At 34.9% G+C, this 17,469-nt stretch carries 21 protein-coding genes and 1 riboswitch; of the genes, 16 read left to right on the top strand and 5 right to left on the bottom strand.

The features are described 5' to 3' along the window. Window positions 1–72: 72 nt before the first annotated feature. Window positions 73–265: riboswitch (Lysine riboswitch) on the bottom strand. 320 nt (window positions 266–585) lie between these two features. Beyond that, complete coding sequence (locus tag AC22L0_RS11500; protein WP_000764643.1) at window positions 586–1,035, top strand: GNAT family N-acetyltransferase; 450 nt, start codon at window positions 586–588, stop codon at window positions 1,033–1,035. A 37-nt stretch (window positions 1,036–1,072) separates the two neighbouring features. On the opposite strand, the gene AC22L0_RS11495 is transcribed toward AC22L0_RS11500, so the two are convergent. Further along, a complete protein-coding gene (locus AC22L0_RS11495) occupies window positions 1,073–1,975 on the bottom strand; it encodes a sulfite exporter TauE/SafE family protein (RefSeq protein ID WP_001170728.1) in 903 nt (300 codons plus the stop codon). Between the two features lie 205 nt (window positions 1,976–2,180). On the opposite strand from AC22L0_RS11495, the gene AC22L0_RS11490 reads away from it, so the two are divergent. The 6 genes from AC22L0_RS11490 to AC22L0_RS11465 all read left to right on the top strand — a co-directional run bounded on the left by AC22L0_RS11490 (window position 2,181) and on the right by AC22L0_RS11465 (window position 6,880). Continuing rightward, on the top strand, window positions 2,181–2,978 hold the full coding sequence (locus AC22L0_RS11490) for a VOC family protein (protein ID WP_087966917.1): 798 nt from the start codon (window positions 2,181–2,183) through the stop codon (window positions 2,976–2,978). A gap of 14 nt (window positions 2,979–2,992) precedes the next feature. Beyond that, entirely contained in the window at window positions 2,993–3,922 is a 930-nt protein-coding gene (locus AC22L0_RS11485; protein WP_098567289.1) for an aminoglycoside phosphotransferase family protein, read from the top strand. Window positions 3,923–3,935: 13 nt separating this feature from the next. After that, window positions 3,936–4,679: a metallophosphoesterase family protein gene (locus AC22L0_RS11480; protein ID WP_000357653.1), complete on the top strand. Its 744-nt coding sequence runs from the start codon at window positions 3,936–3,938 to the stop codon at window positions 4,677–4,679. Window positions 4,680–4,859: 180 nt separating this feature from the next. Further along, on the top strand, window positions 4,860–5,531 hold the full coding sequence (locus AC22L0_RS11475; protein WP_087966919.1) for a nucleoside/nucleotide kinase family protein: 672 nt from the start codon (window positions 4,860–4,862) through the stop codon (window positions 5,529–5,531). 129 nt (window positions 5,532–5,660) lie between these two features. Further along, window positions 5,661–6,485: a DUF2785 domain-containing protein gene (locus AC22L0_RS11470; RefSeq protein WP_001006688.1), complete on the top strand. Its 825-nt coding sequence runs from the start codon at window positions 5,661–5,663 to the stop codon at window positions 6,483–6,485. Window positions 6,486–6,565: 80 nt separating this feature from the next. Continuing rightward, the gene (locus AC22L0_RS11465) at window positions 6,566–6,880 is read left to right on the top strand and encodes a DUF3892 domain-containing protein (RefSeq protein ID WP_000358163.1); all 315 of its coding nucleotides are present in this window, start codon (window positions 6,566–6,568) and stop codon (window positions 6,878–6,880) included. An 85-nt stretch (window positions 6,881–6,965) separates the two neighbouring features. Here the strand turns inward: AC22L0_RS11465 and AC22L0_RS11460 are convergent, their stop codons facing one another. Both AC22L0_RS11460 and pdxR read right to left on the bottom strand, forming a co-directional pair. Beyond that, window positions 6,966–7,406 carry a YaiI/YqxD family protein gene (locus AC22L0_RS11460; RefSeq protein ID WP_000708769.1) on the bottom strand — a complete coding sequence of 147 codons (441 nt, stop codon included), beginning with the start codon at window positions 7,404–7,406 and terminating at the stop codon, window positions 6,966–6,968. A gap of 229 nt (window positions 7,407–7,635) precedes the next feature. Beyond that, window positions 7,636–9,078: a MocR-like pyridoxine biosynthesis transcription factor PdxR gene (gene pdxR / locus AC22L0_RS11455; protein WP_087966922.1), complete on the bottom strand. Its 1,443-nt coding sequence runs from the start codon at window positions 9,076–9,078 to the stop codon at window positions 7,636–7,638. A 124-nt stretch (window positions 9,079–9,202) separates the two neighbouring features. Here pdxR and AC22L0_RS11450 point away from each other — a divergent pair, with 124 nt between their 5' ends. Next, window positions 9,203–10,114: a DMT family transporter gene (locus tag AC22L0_RS11450; protein ID WP_088096842.1), complete on the top strand. Its 912-nt coding sequence runs from the start codon at window positions 9,203–9,205 to the stop codon at window positions 10,112–10,114. Between the two features lie 18 nt (window positions 10,115–10,132). Here the strand turns inward: AC22L0_RS11450 and AC22L0_RS11445 are convergent, their stop codons facing one another. Next, window positions 10,133–10,600, bottom strand: a complete 468-nt coding sequence (locus tag AC22L0_RS11445; protein ID WP_087966926.1) for an NUDIX hydrolase — start codon at window positions 10,598–10,600, stop codon at window positions 10,133–10,135. A gap of 96 nt (window positions 10,601–10,696) precedes the next feature. On the opposite strand from AC22L0_RS11445, the gene AC22L0_RS11440 reads away from it, so the two are divergent. The 4 genes from AC22L0_RS11440 to AC22L0_RS11425 are packed head-to-tail and all read left to right on the top strand — an operon-like array spanning window position 10,697 to window position 13,497. Beyond that, on the top strand, window positions 10,697–11,104 hold the full coding sequence (locus AC22L0_RS11440) for a DUF3980 domain-containing protein (protein ID WP_087966928.1): 408 nt from the start codon (window positions 10,697–10,699) through the stop codon (window positions 11,102–11,104). Between the two features lie 17 nt (window positions 11,105–11,121). Continuing rightward, window positions 11,122–11,592 carry a GNAT family N-acetyltransferase gene (locus AC22L0_RS11435; protein WP_087966930.1) on the top strand — a complete coding sequence of 157 codons (471 nt, stop codon included), beginning with the start codon at window positions 11,122–11,124 and terminating at the stop codon, window positions 11,590–11,592. Between the two features lie 48 nt (window positions 11,593–11,640). Then, entirely contained in the window at window positions 11,641–12,531 is an 891-nt protein-coding gene (locus AC22L0_RS11430) for an AraC family transcriptional regulator (RefSeq protein WP_087966932.1), read from the top strand. 24 nt (window positions 12,532–12,555) lie between these two features. Next, window positions 12,556–13,497 (top strand): serine hydrolase domain-containing protein, encoded by a 942-nt coding sequence (locus AC22L0_RS11425; protein WP_087966934.1) that lies wholly within the window; start codon window positions 12,556–12,558, stop codon window positions 13,495–13,497. Between the two features lie 162 nt (window positions 13,498–13,659). Here AC22L0_RS11425 and AC22L0_RS11420 read toward each other — a convergent pair whose 3' ends face one another. Then, the gene (locus AC22L0_RS11420) at window positions 13,660–14,424 is read right to left on the bottom strand and encodes a CPBP family intramembrane glutamic endopeptidase (protein ID WP_087966936.1); all 765 of its coding nucleotides are present in this window, start codon (window positions 14,422–14,424) and stop codon (window positions 13,660–13,662) included. A 169-nt stretch (window positions 14,425–14,593) separates the two neighbouring features. Here AC22L0_RS11420 and AC22L0_RS11415 point away from each other — a divergent pair, with 169 nt between their 5' ends. The 4 genes from AC22L0_RS11415 to AC22L0_RS11400 all read left to right on the top strand — a co-directional run bounded on the left by AC22L0_RS11415 (window position 14,594) and on the right by AC22L0_RS11400 (window position 17,450). Continuing rightward, the gene (locus tag AC22L0_RS11415; protein WP_139894547.1) at window positions 14,594–15,619 is read left to right on the top strand and encodes an SDR family oxidoreductase; all 1,026 of its coding nucleotides are present in this window, start codon (window positions 14,594–14,596) and stop codon (window positions 15,617–15,619) included. A gap of 52 nt (window positions 15,620–15,671) precedes the next feature. Further along, window positions 15,672–16,103 (top strand): SMI1/KNR4 family protein, encoded by a 432-nt coding sequence (locus AC22L0_RS11410; RefSeq protein ID WP_139894546.1) that lies wholly within the window; start codon window positions 15,672–15,674, stop codon window positions 16,101–16,103. 213 nt (window positions 16,104–16,316) lie between these two features. Continuing rightward, window positions 16,317–16,784 (top strand): NUDIX hydrolase, encoded by a 468-nt coding sequence (locus AC22L0_RS11405; protein WP_000366230.1) that lies wholly within the window; start codon window positions 16,317–16,319, stop codon window positions 16,782–16,784. Next, window positions 16,785–17,450, top strand: a complete 666-nt coding sequence (locus AC22L0_RS11400; RefSeq protein ID WP_139894545.1) for an alpha/beta hydrolase — start codon at window positions 16,785–16,787, stop codon at window positions 17,448–17,450. The last annotated feature ends 19 nt before the right edge of the window (window positions 17,451–17,469 follow it).

Raw genomic sequence — 17,469 nt, 5'->3', positions numbered from 1 at the left:
GAGAAAAATACAAAAAACCGCCAAAGGAATTTGGCGGAACGTTTCACAAATAACCACCCCATCATACCCTTCCGTTAAGATAGCACCCCACGTTTACACGGTAATTTTGTAAACGTGACAGTTCTGTTCCTTTCGGAGACAGCCCCAGCTCATATTTCCAGAGAAGAAATATAAACTTCGGCAACTTTTCCTTTCAAACGGAGTCGGTGACATTCTCTGTGTCTCGTCCGTTTTACTATTAAAAGTCGCAACCTCTACCTCATCGGATTGATGAGGATTTATATATTGCTAAGATTTTTAATATATGGCAATTGTAATGACTTTCTGAATATATTGCAAGATATTTTGTTAGGAAAAGTCAAAAAATATCGGTTATTGTATAGGAAACGCTCGCAAAACTCCACCCGAACCTACTATTATGTAGCAATAAGCAAAGAAAAAATTGTTATACAAATGTTTCGCAAAAAATATTGAAAAACCCTCTAAATAAAAAGAAAATTCAGAAAAATATAATTCGACATTCATAATAAAGTCATATTATTTGTTATAATTAGAGTAACGTTTAAGCAAAAAGGGGAAATCAAAATGAAATTAGAAACAAAAAGGCTCTATATAGTGCCGTGTACAGAAGAGAGGATTCAAGTCGCTAACGAGCAAGGATATAATAGCGGTCCGCATATTGTAGGGCATGTAGAGAATGTGAAACAAGATGAGGCTTTATTACCATGGGGGGCGTGGTATGTTTTTCGGAAAGAAGATGATAGCGTTTTAGGTGATATTGGATTTAAAGGGAAACCAAACGAGGATCAAACAGTAGAAATTGGCTATGGATTTATTGAGAAATATTGGAATCAGGGCTATGCAACAGAAGCTGTAAAAGAACTAATCGATTGGGCTTTCAAAACAGGAGAGGTAGAAACAATAATTGCAGAGACACTCCTAGATAACTATAGTTCGATGCGTGTTTTAGAAAAGTTACATATGAAGAGAGTAAATGCTACAGAAACGATGATTAATTGGAAAATAGAAAAATAAAAAATACCGCTCTAAATTGAGCGGTATTTTTTTATAGTTATGGTAGCATTTGCTTCTGATCATTTGGATACTCAGCCGTTGATGCGTTAGGACGATTGGAATGATTTCGAACAGCAATGAAAATAGAAATAATAACGACAAGACCAACTGCAACGTAAGAAAGTGAAATAATAGTTGGATCCACTTTAAATGTAGTAAGCAGTGTACGAATATTTGTGAAGATAATAAGACCACCAACTAATACGCCAAGTAAATGGGGCGGAACGATGCGGACTAACCATGCAGCAATTGGAGCTGCGACAATACCGCCGAGCATTAAGGCAAATACCCAAACCCAGCTTACTTGTTCCCAGCCAAGTGAGATGAAGAAGCCAATTGTTGCAGCGAGTGAAACAGGAAATTCACTCGTATCTACAGATCCAATAACTTTTCTAGCTTCATTTCCTCTTGCTAGAAGAACGGGTGTCGTAATCGGCCCCCAACCACCGCCACCAGTTGAATCAACGAATCCAGCGAATAAACCAAGCGGCACAAGTTGTTTGGCAGACATACGCTTATTTGAAGTGACAATTTGTTTTTGAATGATGAATCGTAATAAAATATAAACTCCTAAAGTAAATAAAAATACGGAAATGTACGGTTTGATTACATCTCCAGGCAAATTACTTAAAAAACATGCTCCAATAAATGCGCCGATTGCCCCAGGTAATGTAAGCCTGGAAACTGTATATTTATCAACGTTTCCAAATTTGATATGAGATGCGCCAGAAGCTGCAGTTGTAACGACTTCAGCTAAATGAACCGATGCGGAAGCTACAGCCGGTGCAATACCAAACATTAATAATAGTGAAGTAGACGTTACCCCATACGCCATTCCGAGTGCCCCATCGATCAATTGAGCGAAAAATCCAATAATAGCAAAGACAATTAATTTCTGCATAAATAATCCCCCTGTAATAATAAATGAAAAAGACACTTTTCCCGTATGAGAAAAGTGCCTTTGGTTTTTCCAATCAGCAATAATTAAATTTGTTTCATTATAATACATATTAATCGTATAAATCAACTAGGTTTTAAAGTTTTTGAATTGAATGAAAGAAAAATAAAATATACAATAAAAGGATGGAGAGAAAGGGGAGAAAGACATGTTACGATTTGATCATCTCGTTCACACAGTTCATGGTACACCGGAGGAAGCGGCAAAACAAATGCAGGAACTTGGATTTCATACTGTATTAGGCGGAGAGCATACGAATTGGGGTACTTGGAATAGTTTAAGTTATTTTGACTTATCATACATAGAATTTTTAGCAGTTCAACATGAAGAAAAAGCGAAAGAAGCAGAAAATCCATTAGTACAAGAAACAGTGGTGAAACTACAAAATGGAGAAGGAATGCTACAAATCGCAATCCGAACAGATGCAATTGAGGAGCTAGCAGTTAACTTTAATAAGTACGGCTTACATACGATAGGGCCATTTGAAGGGAAACGCATGAGAAAAGATGGCCGACTTTTAGAATGGAAAATGTTATTCGTTAAGCAAGAAGAGAACGGACCGAAATTACCTTTCTTTATACAGTGGAATGAAACGGACGAAGAAAGAAGAAACGATTTACGTAACAGTGGGACGATTACTGAACATAAAAACAAAGTGCAACAAATTGAAACGATTCATTACGCAGTAAAAAATGTTCGAGAAATAGTACGGAAATGGAAAGAAGTAATGGAGCTATCTACAAGCTCAGTTGTGAAAAATGAAAAATGGAATGCCGAGTGTCAAAGTGTAGTATTTGGAGATATTCATGTGCAGTTTTGTGAACCGATTGGAGAAGGGCTAGTACTAGAACATTTGAATAAGAATGGTGAATATCCATTTGCAGTAGAGTTTAAAGGGGGAAATAAACGAGAGCATGAAGTGCTAGGGAGTTTGTACATATATTGATAGAGGTGAACGTTGTGGAAGAAATACTTAGAGAGATAGAGAGAATACTAGAATGGCCTCGCATGTTAAAAGCGACTGTTATTTCAAAAGGCTTTTCATTCGATGAGAAATATAAAATTGAATTAGAGAGTGGGGCCTCGTATTTTATTAAAGTATGCGATTCATCATATTTTGAACGGAAGCAGGAAGAATATGAATATATGCAGCAGCTAGATTCTTTACATATTCCTATGCCAAAATTAATTCATTTTATTAGTCTTACTAAATTCAATAAATGTGTACAAGTTTTTGAATGGATTGATGGATTAGATGGTGAAGATATATTAAGAACGTTGTCTACAGAAGAGCAGTATAGGGCTGGAAAAAAGGCTGGAGAAGTACTAAAAAAGATTCATTTAGTTGAAAAAGAAGATAAAAGTAATTCATGGGAAATGTCTATATGGAGTAAATATGAGAGATACTTAGAAGCGTTGAAAGAATATGAAGTAGACTTTTTTCATTTAAATACAGTGATAGATTTTGTAGGAAATCATAAAGATTTATTAAAAAATCGTCCCATCGTATTTTTACATGACGATTTTCATCCGGCTAATATAATGATTGACCAAAATGAGTTTCGGGCTGTCATTGATTTTGCTAGATTCGATATTGGTGATCCTATTCATGATTTTCATAAAGTAGCACTATTTACAACGAATATAAGCAAACCATTCGCGATTGGACAAGTTCACGGTTATTTCGGAGGCGAACCATCGCTTCATTTTTGGAAACTGTATACATTGTACGTCGCGATGACATTCCCAGCGGATATCGTTTGGACGAATCGAAGTACACCGCATTTAGTAGATGATATGAAGGAAAGATTAAATGGAATTTTAGAAGATCATAATCATTTTTCATCTTATATTCCAAAATGGTATCAATCAAGCGAATTTAATAAATAAAGGAGTAATTTATATGGATAAAATAGCAGTAATTTCAGATATTCACGGTAATATTCAAGCATTAGAATCCGTGTTGAATGATATTAAATTAAGAGGGATCGAGCGCATTATTTGCCTTGGAGATTTAGTAGGAAAAGGACCTCATTCCAGTGAAGCAATTGAAATCATTCGTAAAGAATGTGAAGTAGTCGTAATGGGAAACTGGGATGATTTTATTACAAAGCCGACTGAATTTGAAGCATTGAAATGGCATCAAAAACAATTATCGGAAGAACAAAATGACTATTTAAGAAACTTACCATTTTCAATCGAGTTTTATATGAGTGGGAAATTCATTCGTATGTTTCACGCTTCACCGAGAAGTTTATATGAAAGAATTCAACCACACGCTTCAAGAGAAGAACGTATTAGTATGTTCGAAAATAGTGATCTGACGGAAAATATAGAAGGGGAAAGAAAACCAGATGTCGTTTGTTACGGTGACGTTCACCAAGCGTTCGTTCAAAATTTCAGAGGGAAAACGTTATGTAATGCCGGTAGCGTAGGAAACCCGCTTGAAATAACGCAAGCTTCCTATTTAATATTTGAAGGGACTTACAATGAAAAAGAAGCAGCGAGCTTTTCTATTCAACTTGTACGAGTACCGTATGATATTGAATTAGCTATCAGACTAGCAGAAGAACTCGAAATGCCAGAAATTGAAGAATACAAACAAGAATTACGGACTGCTTTATATCGAGGGTTTAAGGGAAAGTAAGCTAATAATATATCAACGATTTTTCAAATATATCTATCATAACTTAAAATATATCAATGATTTTTTCGAGATATCAGCGATTCGAGAAAGGATATCAATTTACTGACAAATAGTGACAAATAGTGACATGAATTATTATCTATAATTATATTATGTCAACTAATTATAAAGGGAGATATCATGAACCGAAAACAACGAATCAAAGAAATTGCAGATCATATTGTAAAGCTAAACTTAACCCATCCAATAAGAGTTGGAGTAAGCGGTATTACAGCCTCAGGAAAAACAACATTTGCAAACGAACTAGCGGAAGAAATAAAAAAACGAGGATTACCAGTAACACGCGCCAGCATTGATGATTTTCATAATCCAAGAGTGATTCGCTATGCAAAAGGAAAAGAATCTGCAAGAGGGTATTATGAAGATGCACACGATTATACAGCTTTCAAAGAAAGATTATTAATGCCTTTAGGACCTAACGGGAATTTACAATATGAAACGATTTCTCATAACTTAATAACGGATATGCCTGTACATAATGAGCCGCTATTGGCCACGAAAAATATGATATTAATAGTAGATGGAACGTTTCTATTGAAAAAAGACGTTGCGCATTTATTTGATTACAAAATCTTTGTAGATACAAATTTTGAGATTGCGAGAAAACGTGGTGCTAAGCGGGAAACTGAAGCTTTTGGAAGTTATGAAGAAGCAGAGAAGATGTTTTTAAACAGGTATCACGCGGCTTGTAAAATGTATATAAATGAGCATAACCCAAAAAGTTATGCGGATGTTGTATTTCGGAATAGTGATTTAGCAAATCCAGAAGTTATATTTCAAGAGCGAAAGTAATACATAATCAAAATTATATGTATAGCCTTTTATTTATAGTTATAATTCTCGTATAATTAAATTAACTTTAGAAAGTAAAAAACGGGGGATAAGGCAATAAAAAAACGTAAAAAGGGGACAGGGAATAGAATGAATGAAGTACTAGAACTAAAAGAAGAACTACTACAAATTAAAAATAATAATTATGCTGTACCAGAAGACGTGGATGCATATCCATATGCGCAGTGGATGCTAGATTATATCGGATCACCTGATGCTGAATTACGTGATGATTTAATTTATAGTACGCTTCACACATGGATTACAAATGATGTATTTAGACAAAAAGAGTTAAGAGGATTAATGTTACAAGCAATTAGTCCTGATTATTTATTTTATAAAATTGGTGAAAAGGGAACAGACTCTGTATTTAAACGTGCATTCTCCGTATTAATTCCACCACTTATTTTATCTGTTCATGAAAGAGAACCGTTGTTATCCGAAGAACAACTGTACAGTGTAGCAGAACAAGTGCTGGAATATGTATATTTAGAAGAAGATGTAAGAGGTTACGTAGAAGGAAAAGGCTGGGCACACTCTACTGCACATGCAGCAGATGCGCTTGATGCGTTAGCACGTACAATACAAAATCGTGAATTTTCGTATGCGATTCTTGCAGCTGTTCGTCAAAAGGTTCGATTAAGTGATTACGTATATGTACACTTTGAAGATGAGAGATTAGTAAAGCCAATTATGTCTTTACGTAACCAAAATCTTTTAACTGAAGAAGAGTGGAGCAACTGGTTACATAGTATAGCAACTGTTGAAGACATCCGACATCCGCAGCATGCTATTTTAGTACAAAATATTAGAACTTTCCTAAGAAGTTTTTATTTCAGAGCTTTAGAGACAGAAGGTAGTACAGCCTTTACAGATGATATATTGGAGACTTTGAAGGGGTTGCGTAGGTATTAAAAATTCGTTTTTCTAACAGAAAATTACATAAAACCAACACCTCCCAACCATACTAATAAAATGTTTTGGAGGTGAGTTTAATGGACAAAAAAGACTTTGAAAAAGTATATAATGATTATTTACATCAAGGGGAAGAGCAAGCTCAATTTGAAATAGCTCAGGAAGTTACTTCAGGAGCAGAACAAATTGTTGCTGTTCGTAAAAATGATGAAGGTGATTTGATTGCTTTTAAAACAAGTAGCGGGAGAGAGTTAGATTATATGACTGCTCTTAGTGAAGCAAAATCAGGGAAGTTAGCTCATGTGGACGTATTTCATAAGTATGGCAGAGATATTATACGTAGTGAACCTGATGGAATAAAAGAAAATAACTTAGATAATTTACCTTCATTTTAAAGGGGAAACCTCAAGAAGAGAATGTTCATTACGATATTCTCTTCTTTGTTTTGCGAAGTTTTCCTTGCAAATAGACGATTCATTTTTAAAGTGCGATCATACTTTTAAAGAGCTCTCTAAATTTCTCTTTATCTTCTGCTGTAAATGGTTTCGGTCCCTTTGTACGTTTACCACTTTTTCGAACCATTGCACTTAAATATCGTGTTTGTAACAATTGTTCAATGTTATCATTCGTATACTTATAGCCTTTATGGTGTAGAACGATACAGCCTTTTGCTAAAGCGAGCGAAGCAAGACCGTAATCTTGTGTTACGATTAAATCTTCTTTTTTTGCTAACTGCATAATTCGGTAATCTGCAGCATCTGCTCCGGAATCAACATATATTGTTTCCACACCTTTAGGTTGCTGAGCATTAGAATAATGAGAAAAGCTAGTAACGAGGGTTACAGGGATTTCTGCATTCGTAGCCTCAAAAATAATTACATCTTTTACAGGGCAAGCATCTGCATCAACGTAAATTTTCATTTTTATCACTCCTATAAAGTGAAACTTTAATCAGTGGGGGGTTCATCCTCCACTGATTATTAATTGAACCAATCGGGCATTTACGGGCAGTTGATCTCCCACCTAACTTCTTTGCTACAGCTGAATTTTGAGGTGGGAGTTTTATTGCCCGTTAATGCGGGAAAACTAGGTTCGTGTTGATAATAATGGTAGATTTTTCTTTTGTCAAACGATAGAGCTTTATGTAAAGTTATTTTTCACAAATTAAAATAGCCTCTCGCAAACGAGAAATACCTTCCTCAATTTGATCAATATTCACTTTTCCATAAGATAAACGAATATAACCATCTTTCGCACCGAAAATACTACCGGGCATAAAGGCGATTTCTTGTTTTAAACTTTGCATAATAAGTTGCTTTTCATTTATTGGTTCTTTTAATTTTCCCCATATGTATATACCACCAGTCGGGTTTGAAAAAGAGATTTTATCATGAAGTTGCTCGTTTAGGGCGCGAACGATAACGTCTCTTTTTTCTGCTAATTGTTTTCGTAACGGTACGATATGAGAATGAAATGGTACAGTTTCGAAAAATTGTTGCATAAGCCACTGCGGGAAAATGCTCATACCTAATTCCATTTGGTGCCTTGCGTCTGATAACCTTTCTACTACAGACTGCGGAGCGACAAGCCAGCCGACTCGTAAACCTGGTGCAATCATTTTAGATAAAGAATGTACATAAATGACAGTTCCATTTTCATCAATCGATTTTAAAGTAGGGCAAGGTTGTTTCTTTTCTAGTGTAAGTAAACTAGAAGGATCATCTTCCACAATCGCAATTCGTAAATCTGCGCAAAGTGATAACAGTTTTTTTCTACGTTTTGGATGCAGCATCGTTCCCGTAGGATTTTGGAAATTTGGATTTAAAAAGATCATTTTTATACGATGTTTTCTATACAACTCTTGTACATCATCCGGATTAATACCATGTTCATCGACAGGTAACGGGAAAATACGAATACCTGCTGATTGGAATAACGGTAAGGAATAACAGTGTGAAGGACTTTCGAAAGCGACTGCATCACCTGGATTTAATAAACATTGCACGATAAGGTGTAAGGCTTGCTGTGCGCCAGATGTAATCATAATGGATTGTTCAGTTGCTTCCACTTTTAAATATTCCTTCATATATTTTACGACCGCTTGTCTCAGCGGGAGATAGCCTTGTGGATGATCGTAACTTAATGAATGTGTTAACGGTTGTTCTCGTAAAATTGTTTGTAGTTGATCGTGTGGGTAGAGATTACAACCGAGTTCTCCGTTTGCGAAATCAATAATATTTTCATTTTGTTGTACTTCTGCCCGAATATGGCGAAGTAACGGTAAGTTTGGTAAGAATGTACCGCCTTCTACGAAATTTCTCCAGTTCGGCGTTAATGTTGGAGAAACGCCCCACATATGTGTACTTACACGTGTACCTTTACCAGTCGTACTTTCTACAATTCCCATAGCACGTAGTTCGTTATAAGCAGTCGTTACTGTACTTCGGTTTACATTTAACTGTGTAGCTAATTTTCGTTCGGAAGGTAGGAAGCTTCCTGGAGGAAGTTCTCCGTATGTAATACGTTTTTCAATAAAGTCAACAACTTGCTGATAAATGGGGATTTTACTGTCGTTATCTAGCTTCCATTCCATACAAACGCCTCCGCATCTCTTATATACATTCAGTATAACAAATTGGCTGGGTAAAAAAACAGCCAATTGGACGGTGTTATATCCAGCCAATTTTACTATGCTAAATATGGAAGGGGAGATTTGGATGAAACGATGGCAAATGGAATGGCTCCTAGTATCTGTTGCATTAGTATGGGGAGCAAATTATACAATAGGAAAGTATGGCGTGGCATATATGTCATCCATTCAATTTAATAGTTTACGATTTTTAGTAGCATCACCGGTATTATTACTTATTACATTTATGATGGAACGCTCATTACGTATTGAAAGAAAAGATTGGTTACGATTAGTAGCAGTCGGTATCGTTGGTACGGCAATGTATCAAACGATGTTTATGCTATCTGTGAAATATACTTCAGCAACGAACGCCTCATTATTAATTGCAATGTCACCTATTTTTACAGGGATATTAGCAGTATTACACAAACAAGAACGTTTTTCGATGAAAGTACAAATTGGTTCAATAGTAGCGTTTATTGGTGCAGCATTCGTTTTATTAACAGGGCATACAGGAGGAGCTACTTACGAGTATGCGTGGCTCGGAAATGTAATTGGATTAGTCGCAGCAATTGCGTGGGGATGGTATCCAATATTAGCGCAACCTCTTATCACAAAATACTCCGCAATGAGAGTCACGTCATGGTCTACTTTAATTGGAATTGTACCGCTAGTTATATACTGTTTATTCAACGTAAATTCATTAACATGGCCAGTAGATACACCAAGCTGGGGATCACTAGCATATTCAATCATCTTCGCGACCATCTTCGGACTAGCAATGTGGTATGTCGGCATTAGTCAAATAGGCTCAACGAAAGTAATGGTTTATATGTATCTCGTACCATTGTTCGCAGTTATCTTTGCGGCAGTAACAATTGGGGAACAAATCAATATGATGCAACTAGTTGGCGGGCTTATTATCTTCATCGGTTTATATGTTGTAAAAAAAGGTGGAATCAAAAAGCCAGCTCTCAATTTGAAAAAAGTAAGTTAACAGTAAAAAGGATCTCTTTCATATAGAAGGAGATCCTTTTTGTTTTTGTAATAAAAGCGCTTGTTCAACGGCCCATTTTTGATGATCGTGAATGAGAAGCTTAACAGCAAGTAATGGAGACATCCAGCGTAAAACATGATCATCCTCACAGTTTTCAGTTTTTTTCTGCACCATATTCGCAATATAAAAGAACCCATCGTTTAAATAATATGTATCTTCTTTCTCTGCATAAAAATATCGTGCCGCATTACCGATATATTGATCAATTTCAATTGACCATCCTAATTCCTCTAGTAGTTCACGGTGCAAACATTCTTCTTTTGTTTCATTACCTTCCATACCGCCACCAGGTAAAAAATAACGGTCACCTTTTTGGATAACAGCAATCATTAAAGAAGATGAATGGAAAATAATCGCATAACAACTAGGTCTTAATACATAATGAGCGGTAGATTTTTTCAGGCCAAACGTAAGTTTTGAAATCATAAAACACGCCCTTTCTCTATAAAACACATAAAAGGAATATAAAGGTAAATGCAGAATTATATAAGTATAATCTGAATAGATTGGAGTGATAACACCATGATAAATCGAAAATGTTCAAGATGTAAAGAAATAACAGGTACGTTGCACGGTGGTAAAAAAATTAAGGAAGAATTTCTATGTGAAGACTGTTTGCAAAAAGGAATTGAGAACGGGGAGATCGAATTATCACAAGTGAAGCAAGAAAAAACTTCGTATCTTTCTATAAGAATATTAAAAATAATGAGTGTGATTTATTTAATAGGATCAATTTTAATGGCTTTTTCAACTGGTCCATTTATACATAATATGGGATTTAATGAAATGTCAATTTTAGGATCAGAATTAGGTTTAATAAGTATTGTTATGCTAGCTTCTATATTCCAGTCTGTTCTTGTATTTTGCGGGATATGGGTATTCATTCTATTAGTAGAAACCGTCATTAAAATTTATGAAAAAATGAAGTGAGTGAGAGGGAGAAACATATGCGAGTAAGAAACATCCAAGGGGAAGATTATGTAAAGATTCATTCAGTTTTAAATGATTGGTGGGGCGGGAGAGACATGGTTGCCATGTTGCCAAAATTGTTTTTCGTTCACTTTCAAGAAACGAGTTTTATCATTGAAGAAGAAGGAGAAACGTTAGGGTTCTTATGCGGATTCTTTTCGCAAACGCATAAAGATGAAGCATATGTTCATTTTATCGGTGTAAATCCGAAGTATAGAAGAAGAGGAATCGCATCGACATTGTATTCATATTTCTTTGATGTCGCTCGTGCAAATAATCGTAAAGTTGTAAAAGCAATTACGTCACCAACTAATAAAAAGTCGATACAGTTTCATCAAGAAATTGGTTTTCGAATTGAGGCTGGGGATGATGAGGTAGAGGGTGTATCTGTACATACAAATTATGATGGGAACGGCGGTAGTAGAGTATTATTTTTGAAAAATGTGTAAAATTAGGCTAGCTTAACGTTAGCCTTTTTGTTGTGAGGAGATAAAAGTATGGAGAGTAAACAAAGTAGAAATGAGTACTTACGACGCATTTATAAAGTGCAAGATTATATAGAATCACATATAGATGATTCACTTTCAATTGAAGAGTTAGCGGATGTAGCAGGATTTTCAAAGTTTCATTTTCATCGTATTTTTAAGGGGATAGTAGACGAGCCATTATCACGCTATGTAAACCGATTAAAATTAGAAAGAGCAACAAATTTACTTACATACCGTTTGGATATGACAATTACAGATATTGCGTATCACTTCGGATTCACAGATTCAGCAGTTTTCTCCCGAACATTTAAAAATTATTACGGTGTAAGTCCCTCGCAATATCGAAACGACAATAGCAAGAATTGCAAAGACGTAAGTAATCCTTCTCAATACAATGAATGTAAGAAGGTTCGAGGAAATGTTGAAATTGTATCAGCGGACGATATAAACGTCGCATACATAAGACATATCGGTACATATGAAGAGTTAACGATAGCTTTTCTAAAAATGATAGAGAAATTATTTCATTACGCATCGAAGCAAAACTACCATGTATTCGAGGATACGAAAGTATTAACCATTTATCATGATCATCATGAATTTACAGAAGACAATCATTTAAGAACGAGTCTTTGTATAACAATTCCGAATGAATCCGCAGTAGAAACGAGCGACATTGGAATAATGGTAATACCTTCTGGAAAGTATGCGGTAGGTCATTTTGAAATATTCCAAGATGAATATAAAGGAGCGTGGGGTTTCTTATATGGTGAGTGGCTTCCCAATAGCGGATATAAGCCGAGAGATTCGTATCCTTTTGAAACGTATAAAAATGACCCAAGGCAACACCCGGAAAATAAACATATAGTTGATATATATGTACCTATCGAACCTTTTTAATCATGGATTAAAGGGGAATGAATAATGAAAACTGCTGAAAAGTTAGATCAGATTATAAAAGAAGAATACAAAAATATGAATGGTATGTTAGTAGTACAGAAAGGTAATGTTATTTTTGAAAACTATTATAATGGTCACGGCCCAACTGATGCGTTTCATATAGCGTCAGTTACAAAAACAATTATCTCTACGTTAATTGGGATATGTGTAGATAAAGACTATATAAAAAGTGTTGATCAAAAAGTAATAGAATTTTTCCCGGAATATAACGTTCATTCATCTGAAATAACAGTGCGGCATCTTCTTACAATGACGGCTCCACATCCTTTCGTAGACTGGCAGGAACCGTTAGAAGAGCTATGTACGCAACGAGATTGGGTACAGTATACGTTAAATAAGATAGGAGAAGGCGGAGAAATTGGGATTTTTAAATATTCATCTGCAGGAGTTCATTTACTATCGGCAATCATAACGAGGGTAACAGGAAAAAGTGCGCGTGACTTTGCGAATGAACACTTATTTCAGCCGCTCGGCATGAGAGAAATTCTAAACTACAATATGAAAGCATTTGGGTTTGATGACTTATTCGGAAAAGATGTAAAGGGATGGGTTCATGATCCAAATGGTATTTCGACGGGCGGATGGGGACTAACGTTGACAGCTAGAGATATGGCTAAGTTTGGACAGCTGTATTTGCATGAAGGTATTTATAATGGAGAACAAATTCTTTCAAAATCATGGGTAAAAGAATCAATAGCAATGAACCAAAATCATTACGGTTACTTATGGTGGTTACGAGAAGAGGATGGAATCTTTTCATACTGTGCAATGGGCGATGGTGGGAATATGATTTGCTGCGTACCAGAGAAGGAACTGGTGGTAGTGATTGCTTCTGAAGTCATACCGAATGCAGGGGATAGATGGAAGCTAATTAAAGAATTCATACTTCCTTATTTAAAAGATTAATATGGTTATTTTTATAAAAATAAGAATGAAAGGTTTAGTTAAACTTGTTTTATTCTCTATGGTAGAAAAAAGTGATGTATTAACTAAGTTAAGCACCTAAGATTAGAAAATTTCAACACCTATACGATTATTGAATAGGCGTTGAAGTACTTTATAATTTGTTTAGGTACTTTTAACTCTTCGATGCATTAGATACATCATGCAAAACACAATTGCCAGCAAGATAAATTTAATTAATTCCATTAGGCTAATATCCCATCTTGTTTCTACTCCATCTGTTAAATAAAATACATTAAACATACCATGTAAAATTGCGGGTGTTATCATAGAATGGCTATACTCTCTCGTATACGTCAAAATTATAGATAATATAAATAATAATGAGAGATAGCTTAATATTCCTACAAGCTGAAACTGATAATTTTTATAAAAGATTGATACTGGTAAATGCCATAAAGACCAAAGCAATGCAGTAATGATTGCTGTTTGTTTTAATGAATATTTTTTTCGTAAATGGTAATGAAAATTTCCCCGCCATATGATTTCTTCTAAAAATGCAGACAAAGCAGCAATTGTAAGACCAATGAGTAGGAGAAATCCTAATTCATTACAATGATGAAATAAGAATTTTATATTATAAATATAAAAATAGAAATAGAAATGCAGACATAGACCTAGAAGTATTGGGAATAAAATGGAGAAAATTAATGTTCTTATTTTTGGACGTGAAATTCCAAATGTATGAACTATTTTTTGTTTCTTATATAATTTCTGATATAAAACAGCAGCTAAAAGCGGAATAACCATAGTAAACCCTAAATAATTACGACCATTTTCTATGTTCAGTAAGATGATATATACAAGCGATGTGAGAAAATAAATACATAATGTTGAATGATAAACTATGTTTCTATTCATATTTTTCACCTACTTACATGTATAAGTGCTTAATCAAATATCCGATATTTTAATTATATATGAAATGGAAATTACATATGTTGAACTTGCAGAAAAAATCAGACCAACCCCGTAACTTTCCACAACAAAAAATCGTTTAACAAAAGAAACGATTTTCAATCAAGAATGGGGGAGAACAATGAAAATTTTAATTCTAGGTGGTACGCGATTTTTAGGAAGAGCTTTTGTAGAAGAGGCTTTACAGAGAGGGCATGAAATTACGTTATTTAACCGAGGAACAAACAAAGAAATTTTTTCTAATGTGGAGCAGTTAACCGGTGACAGAAATAACGATGTATCAAGTTTAAAAAATCGAACGTGGGATGTTGTCATAGACACATGTGGATTTTCTCCACATCATATTAGGAATGTTGGAGAAGTGCTTAAAGATAATATTGAACACTATATATTCATCTCAAGCCTTTCCGTATATAAAGATTGGATTCCGCATGACATAAAAGAAGACTATATATTACAACCTGAACCGACGGAAGAGCAAATAAAGGCTGTAGAGAATGGTGAAATATCTCCTTATGAGCATTATGGTGCGCTGAAAGTATTATGCGAAAAAGAAGCAGAGAAGTATTGGCCGGGGCGTGTTTTACACGTAAGAGCAGGACTTCTTTCAGGAATGTTCGATTATACAGATCGACTTCCATACTGGATTCAGCGTGTAGCAAAAGGAGGTAACGTGTTAGTTCCAGGAAGAAAAAATCGTCCAGTGCAGATAGTTGATATAAAAGATGTCGCGAGATTTGGACTCAACATGGCAGAAAATAATAAAGCAGGTACATTCAATATAACAGGTCCGAATGATGAATTGACGATGGAAGAGCTATTAAATACGTGTAAAAAAGTTACGAATAGCGATGCTGAATTTGTTTGGGTAGACGAATCGTTTATGAGTGAACACAATGTGCAGCCTTGGACAGAAATGCCTTTGTGGATTCCAGAAACTTTCCCATTAGATGGTGGGACGAAGCCGTGGAGAGGCGGGTTTTCTATTTGTATCGAAAGTGCGGTTAATGAAGGGCTTACTTTTAGAAGAATAGACGAGACAGTTACAGATGTGTATGAGTGGATGGAGAGTACGGAAGAATGGGAATTAAAAGCAGGTATTTCAGGCGAGAGGGAGAAGGAATTGTTAGAAAGATGGTATCAATAAATTTAGCGGAGTTCTTTGAATATGCTTGATTGCACATAAGGAGGAAAAGGTGATGTGGAAAGACACCATTCACAGTATCTCATCAAATTTAAGCTTGAAAAACCCAGCTACGAAGGATGAACTTACTGATATACAAAAATGTTTACATGTGGAGTTACCGAATGATTTATATCAATTATTACAGGAAACAAACGGTATAGAAGGTGAATACGGTGACTTTATATGGTCTGCTTCAAAAATTAAAACTGAAAATATGAGTATGAGAAATATAGTTGATTTTAAGGATTTATACATGCCTTTTGACTGTTTATTATTTTTCGCTGATGGTGGAAATGGTGATTTGTTTGGTTATTCCATTTTGAATGGAATAGTGCAAAGAGATGATATATATGTATGGAACCATGAAAATGATAGTAGAACGTGGGTTGCTCCTTCTTTAAAAACTTTCATGGAGTGGTGGGAGAGTGGGAAGATAACAATTTAAATATAGTATCAAGAAAAAACGCTTTGTTATTAAAGAAACAAGGCGTTTTTCGCATGTACTATTATTGTAATATATGTATATGTATTGTTACTGATGAAAAGATTCGTAAAATTGAAAAAACATTGAACAAACTAGGGAAATTTAGTAATCTTATTTGTACGATAAATAATAGTTTTATAGCGATTTTTAAATGAAATATAGGAGGTAATCGTTGTGGATCTTACGTTCAAAGTTGAGGAAACATGTTTTAATTACCGCGTTGGAGCAATTTGTAAACATGATAATAAAATACTCATTCTGCAAGGTGACGGTGAAGATTTTTGGTATGTACCCGGCGGTAGAGTAAAAATGCTAGAGAATAGTGAAGATGCATTAAAACGAGAGCTTGCGGAAGAGATAGGTGTTCCTATTAAAAGGAAAAGGTTAATATGGTCAGTAGAAAATTTCTTTACACTTTCTGAGCGAAAGTTTCATGAAATTAGTTTTTATTATGAAGTAGAGCTACATGAGTTACCTGCGAGTGGAGCGGATCAATATATTTTGGAAGAAGAGGGTAGAACGTATTTGTTTAGATGGGTGCCAGTAGAAGAACTGCATACATATAACTTACAGCCTGCATTTATAAAAGAGAAAGTAAAGGATGTATCAGTTCACACAGAACATATCGTATTACAAAAGTAAATGTATTCGGAGGGGAAAATGGTGAAGGGAACTAAAAAAGAGGTACATATAAATGACAAAGTAATTTATTACACACTTATCGAAAAAGGTTCTAGTACGGTTTGTTTTATGTTTTCAGGTTCAGGATACAATTATGATAAGCCGTTATTTTATTACGCAACGATGTTAATGCTTGAACATAAAATAGATGTTGTACATATTCATTATTCTTATGATGGACAATTAATGAATAAACCAATGGAAGAAGTAACGAAAGTAATGATGGATGATATTAATCCTGTAATAAATGAAGTATTAAAAGATGAGCAATACAACGAGACTATGTTTTTAGGGAAGTCACTCGGAACAATTCCGATTGCAAATGATTTAATGAAGAGAGAAGAATTCGCGCAGTCAAAAATGATACTACTTACACCTTTACTGACGTTTGATACAATTTTTGATTCTATCTTACATAGTCGACACGAAGGGTTTTTAGTTATTGGGGATAAAGATCACCAATACAATGCAGATCAAATTGATCAGTTATATAAAACGAATTTACAGATTGAAGTTGTCAAAAATGCAAATCATTCTGTAAATGTTGGGGGATATGAAACGGAAAATTCAATTGAGGCTATAGCGAAAATAGTAGGAAAACTTAAAGAAGTTGTTAGGACAAACTAACCTATTAATACATGCAAAA

The sequence above is a fragment of the Bacillus sp. LQ01 genome (assembly GCF_057624735.1).
The sequence above is the reverse complement of the archived record's forward strand: the minus strand, read 5'-3'. Positions and strand labels throughout refer to the sequence as shown.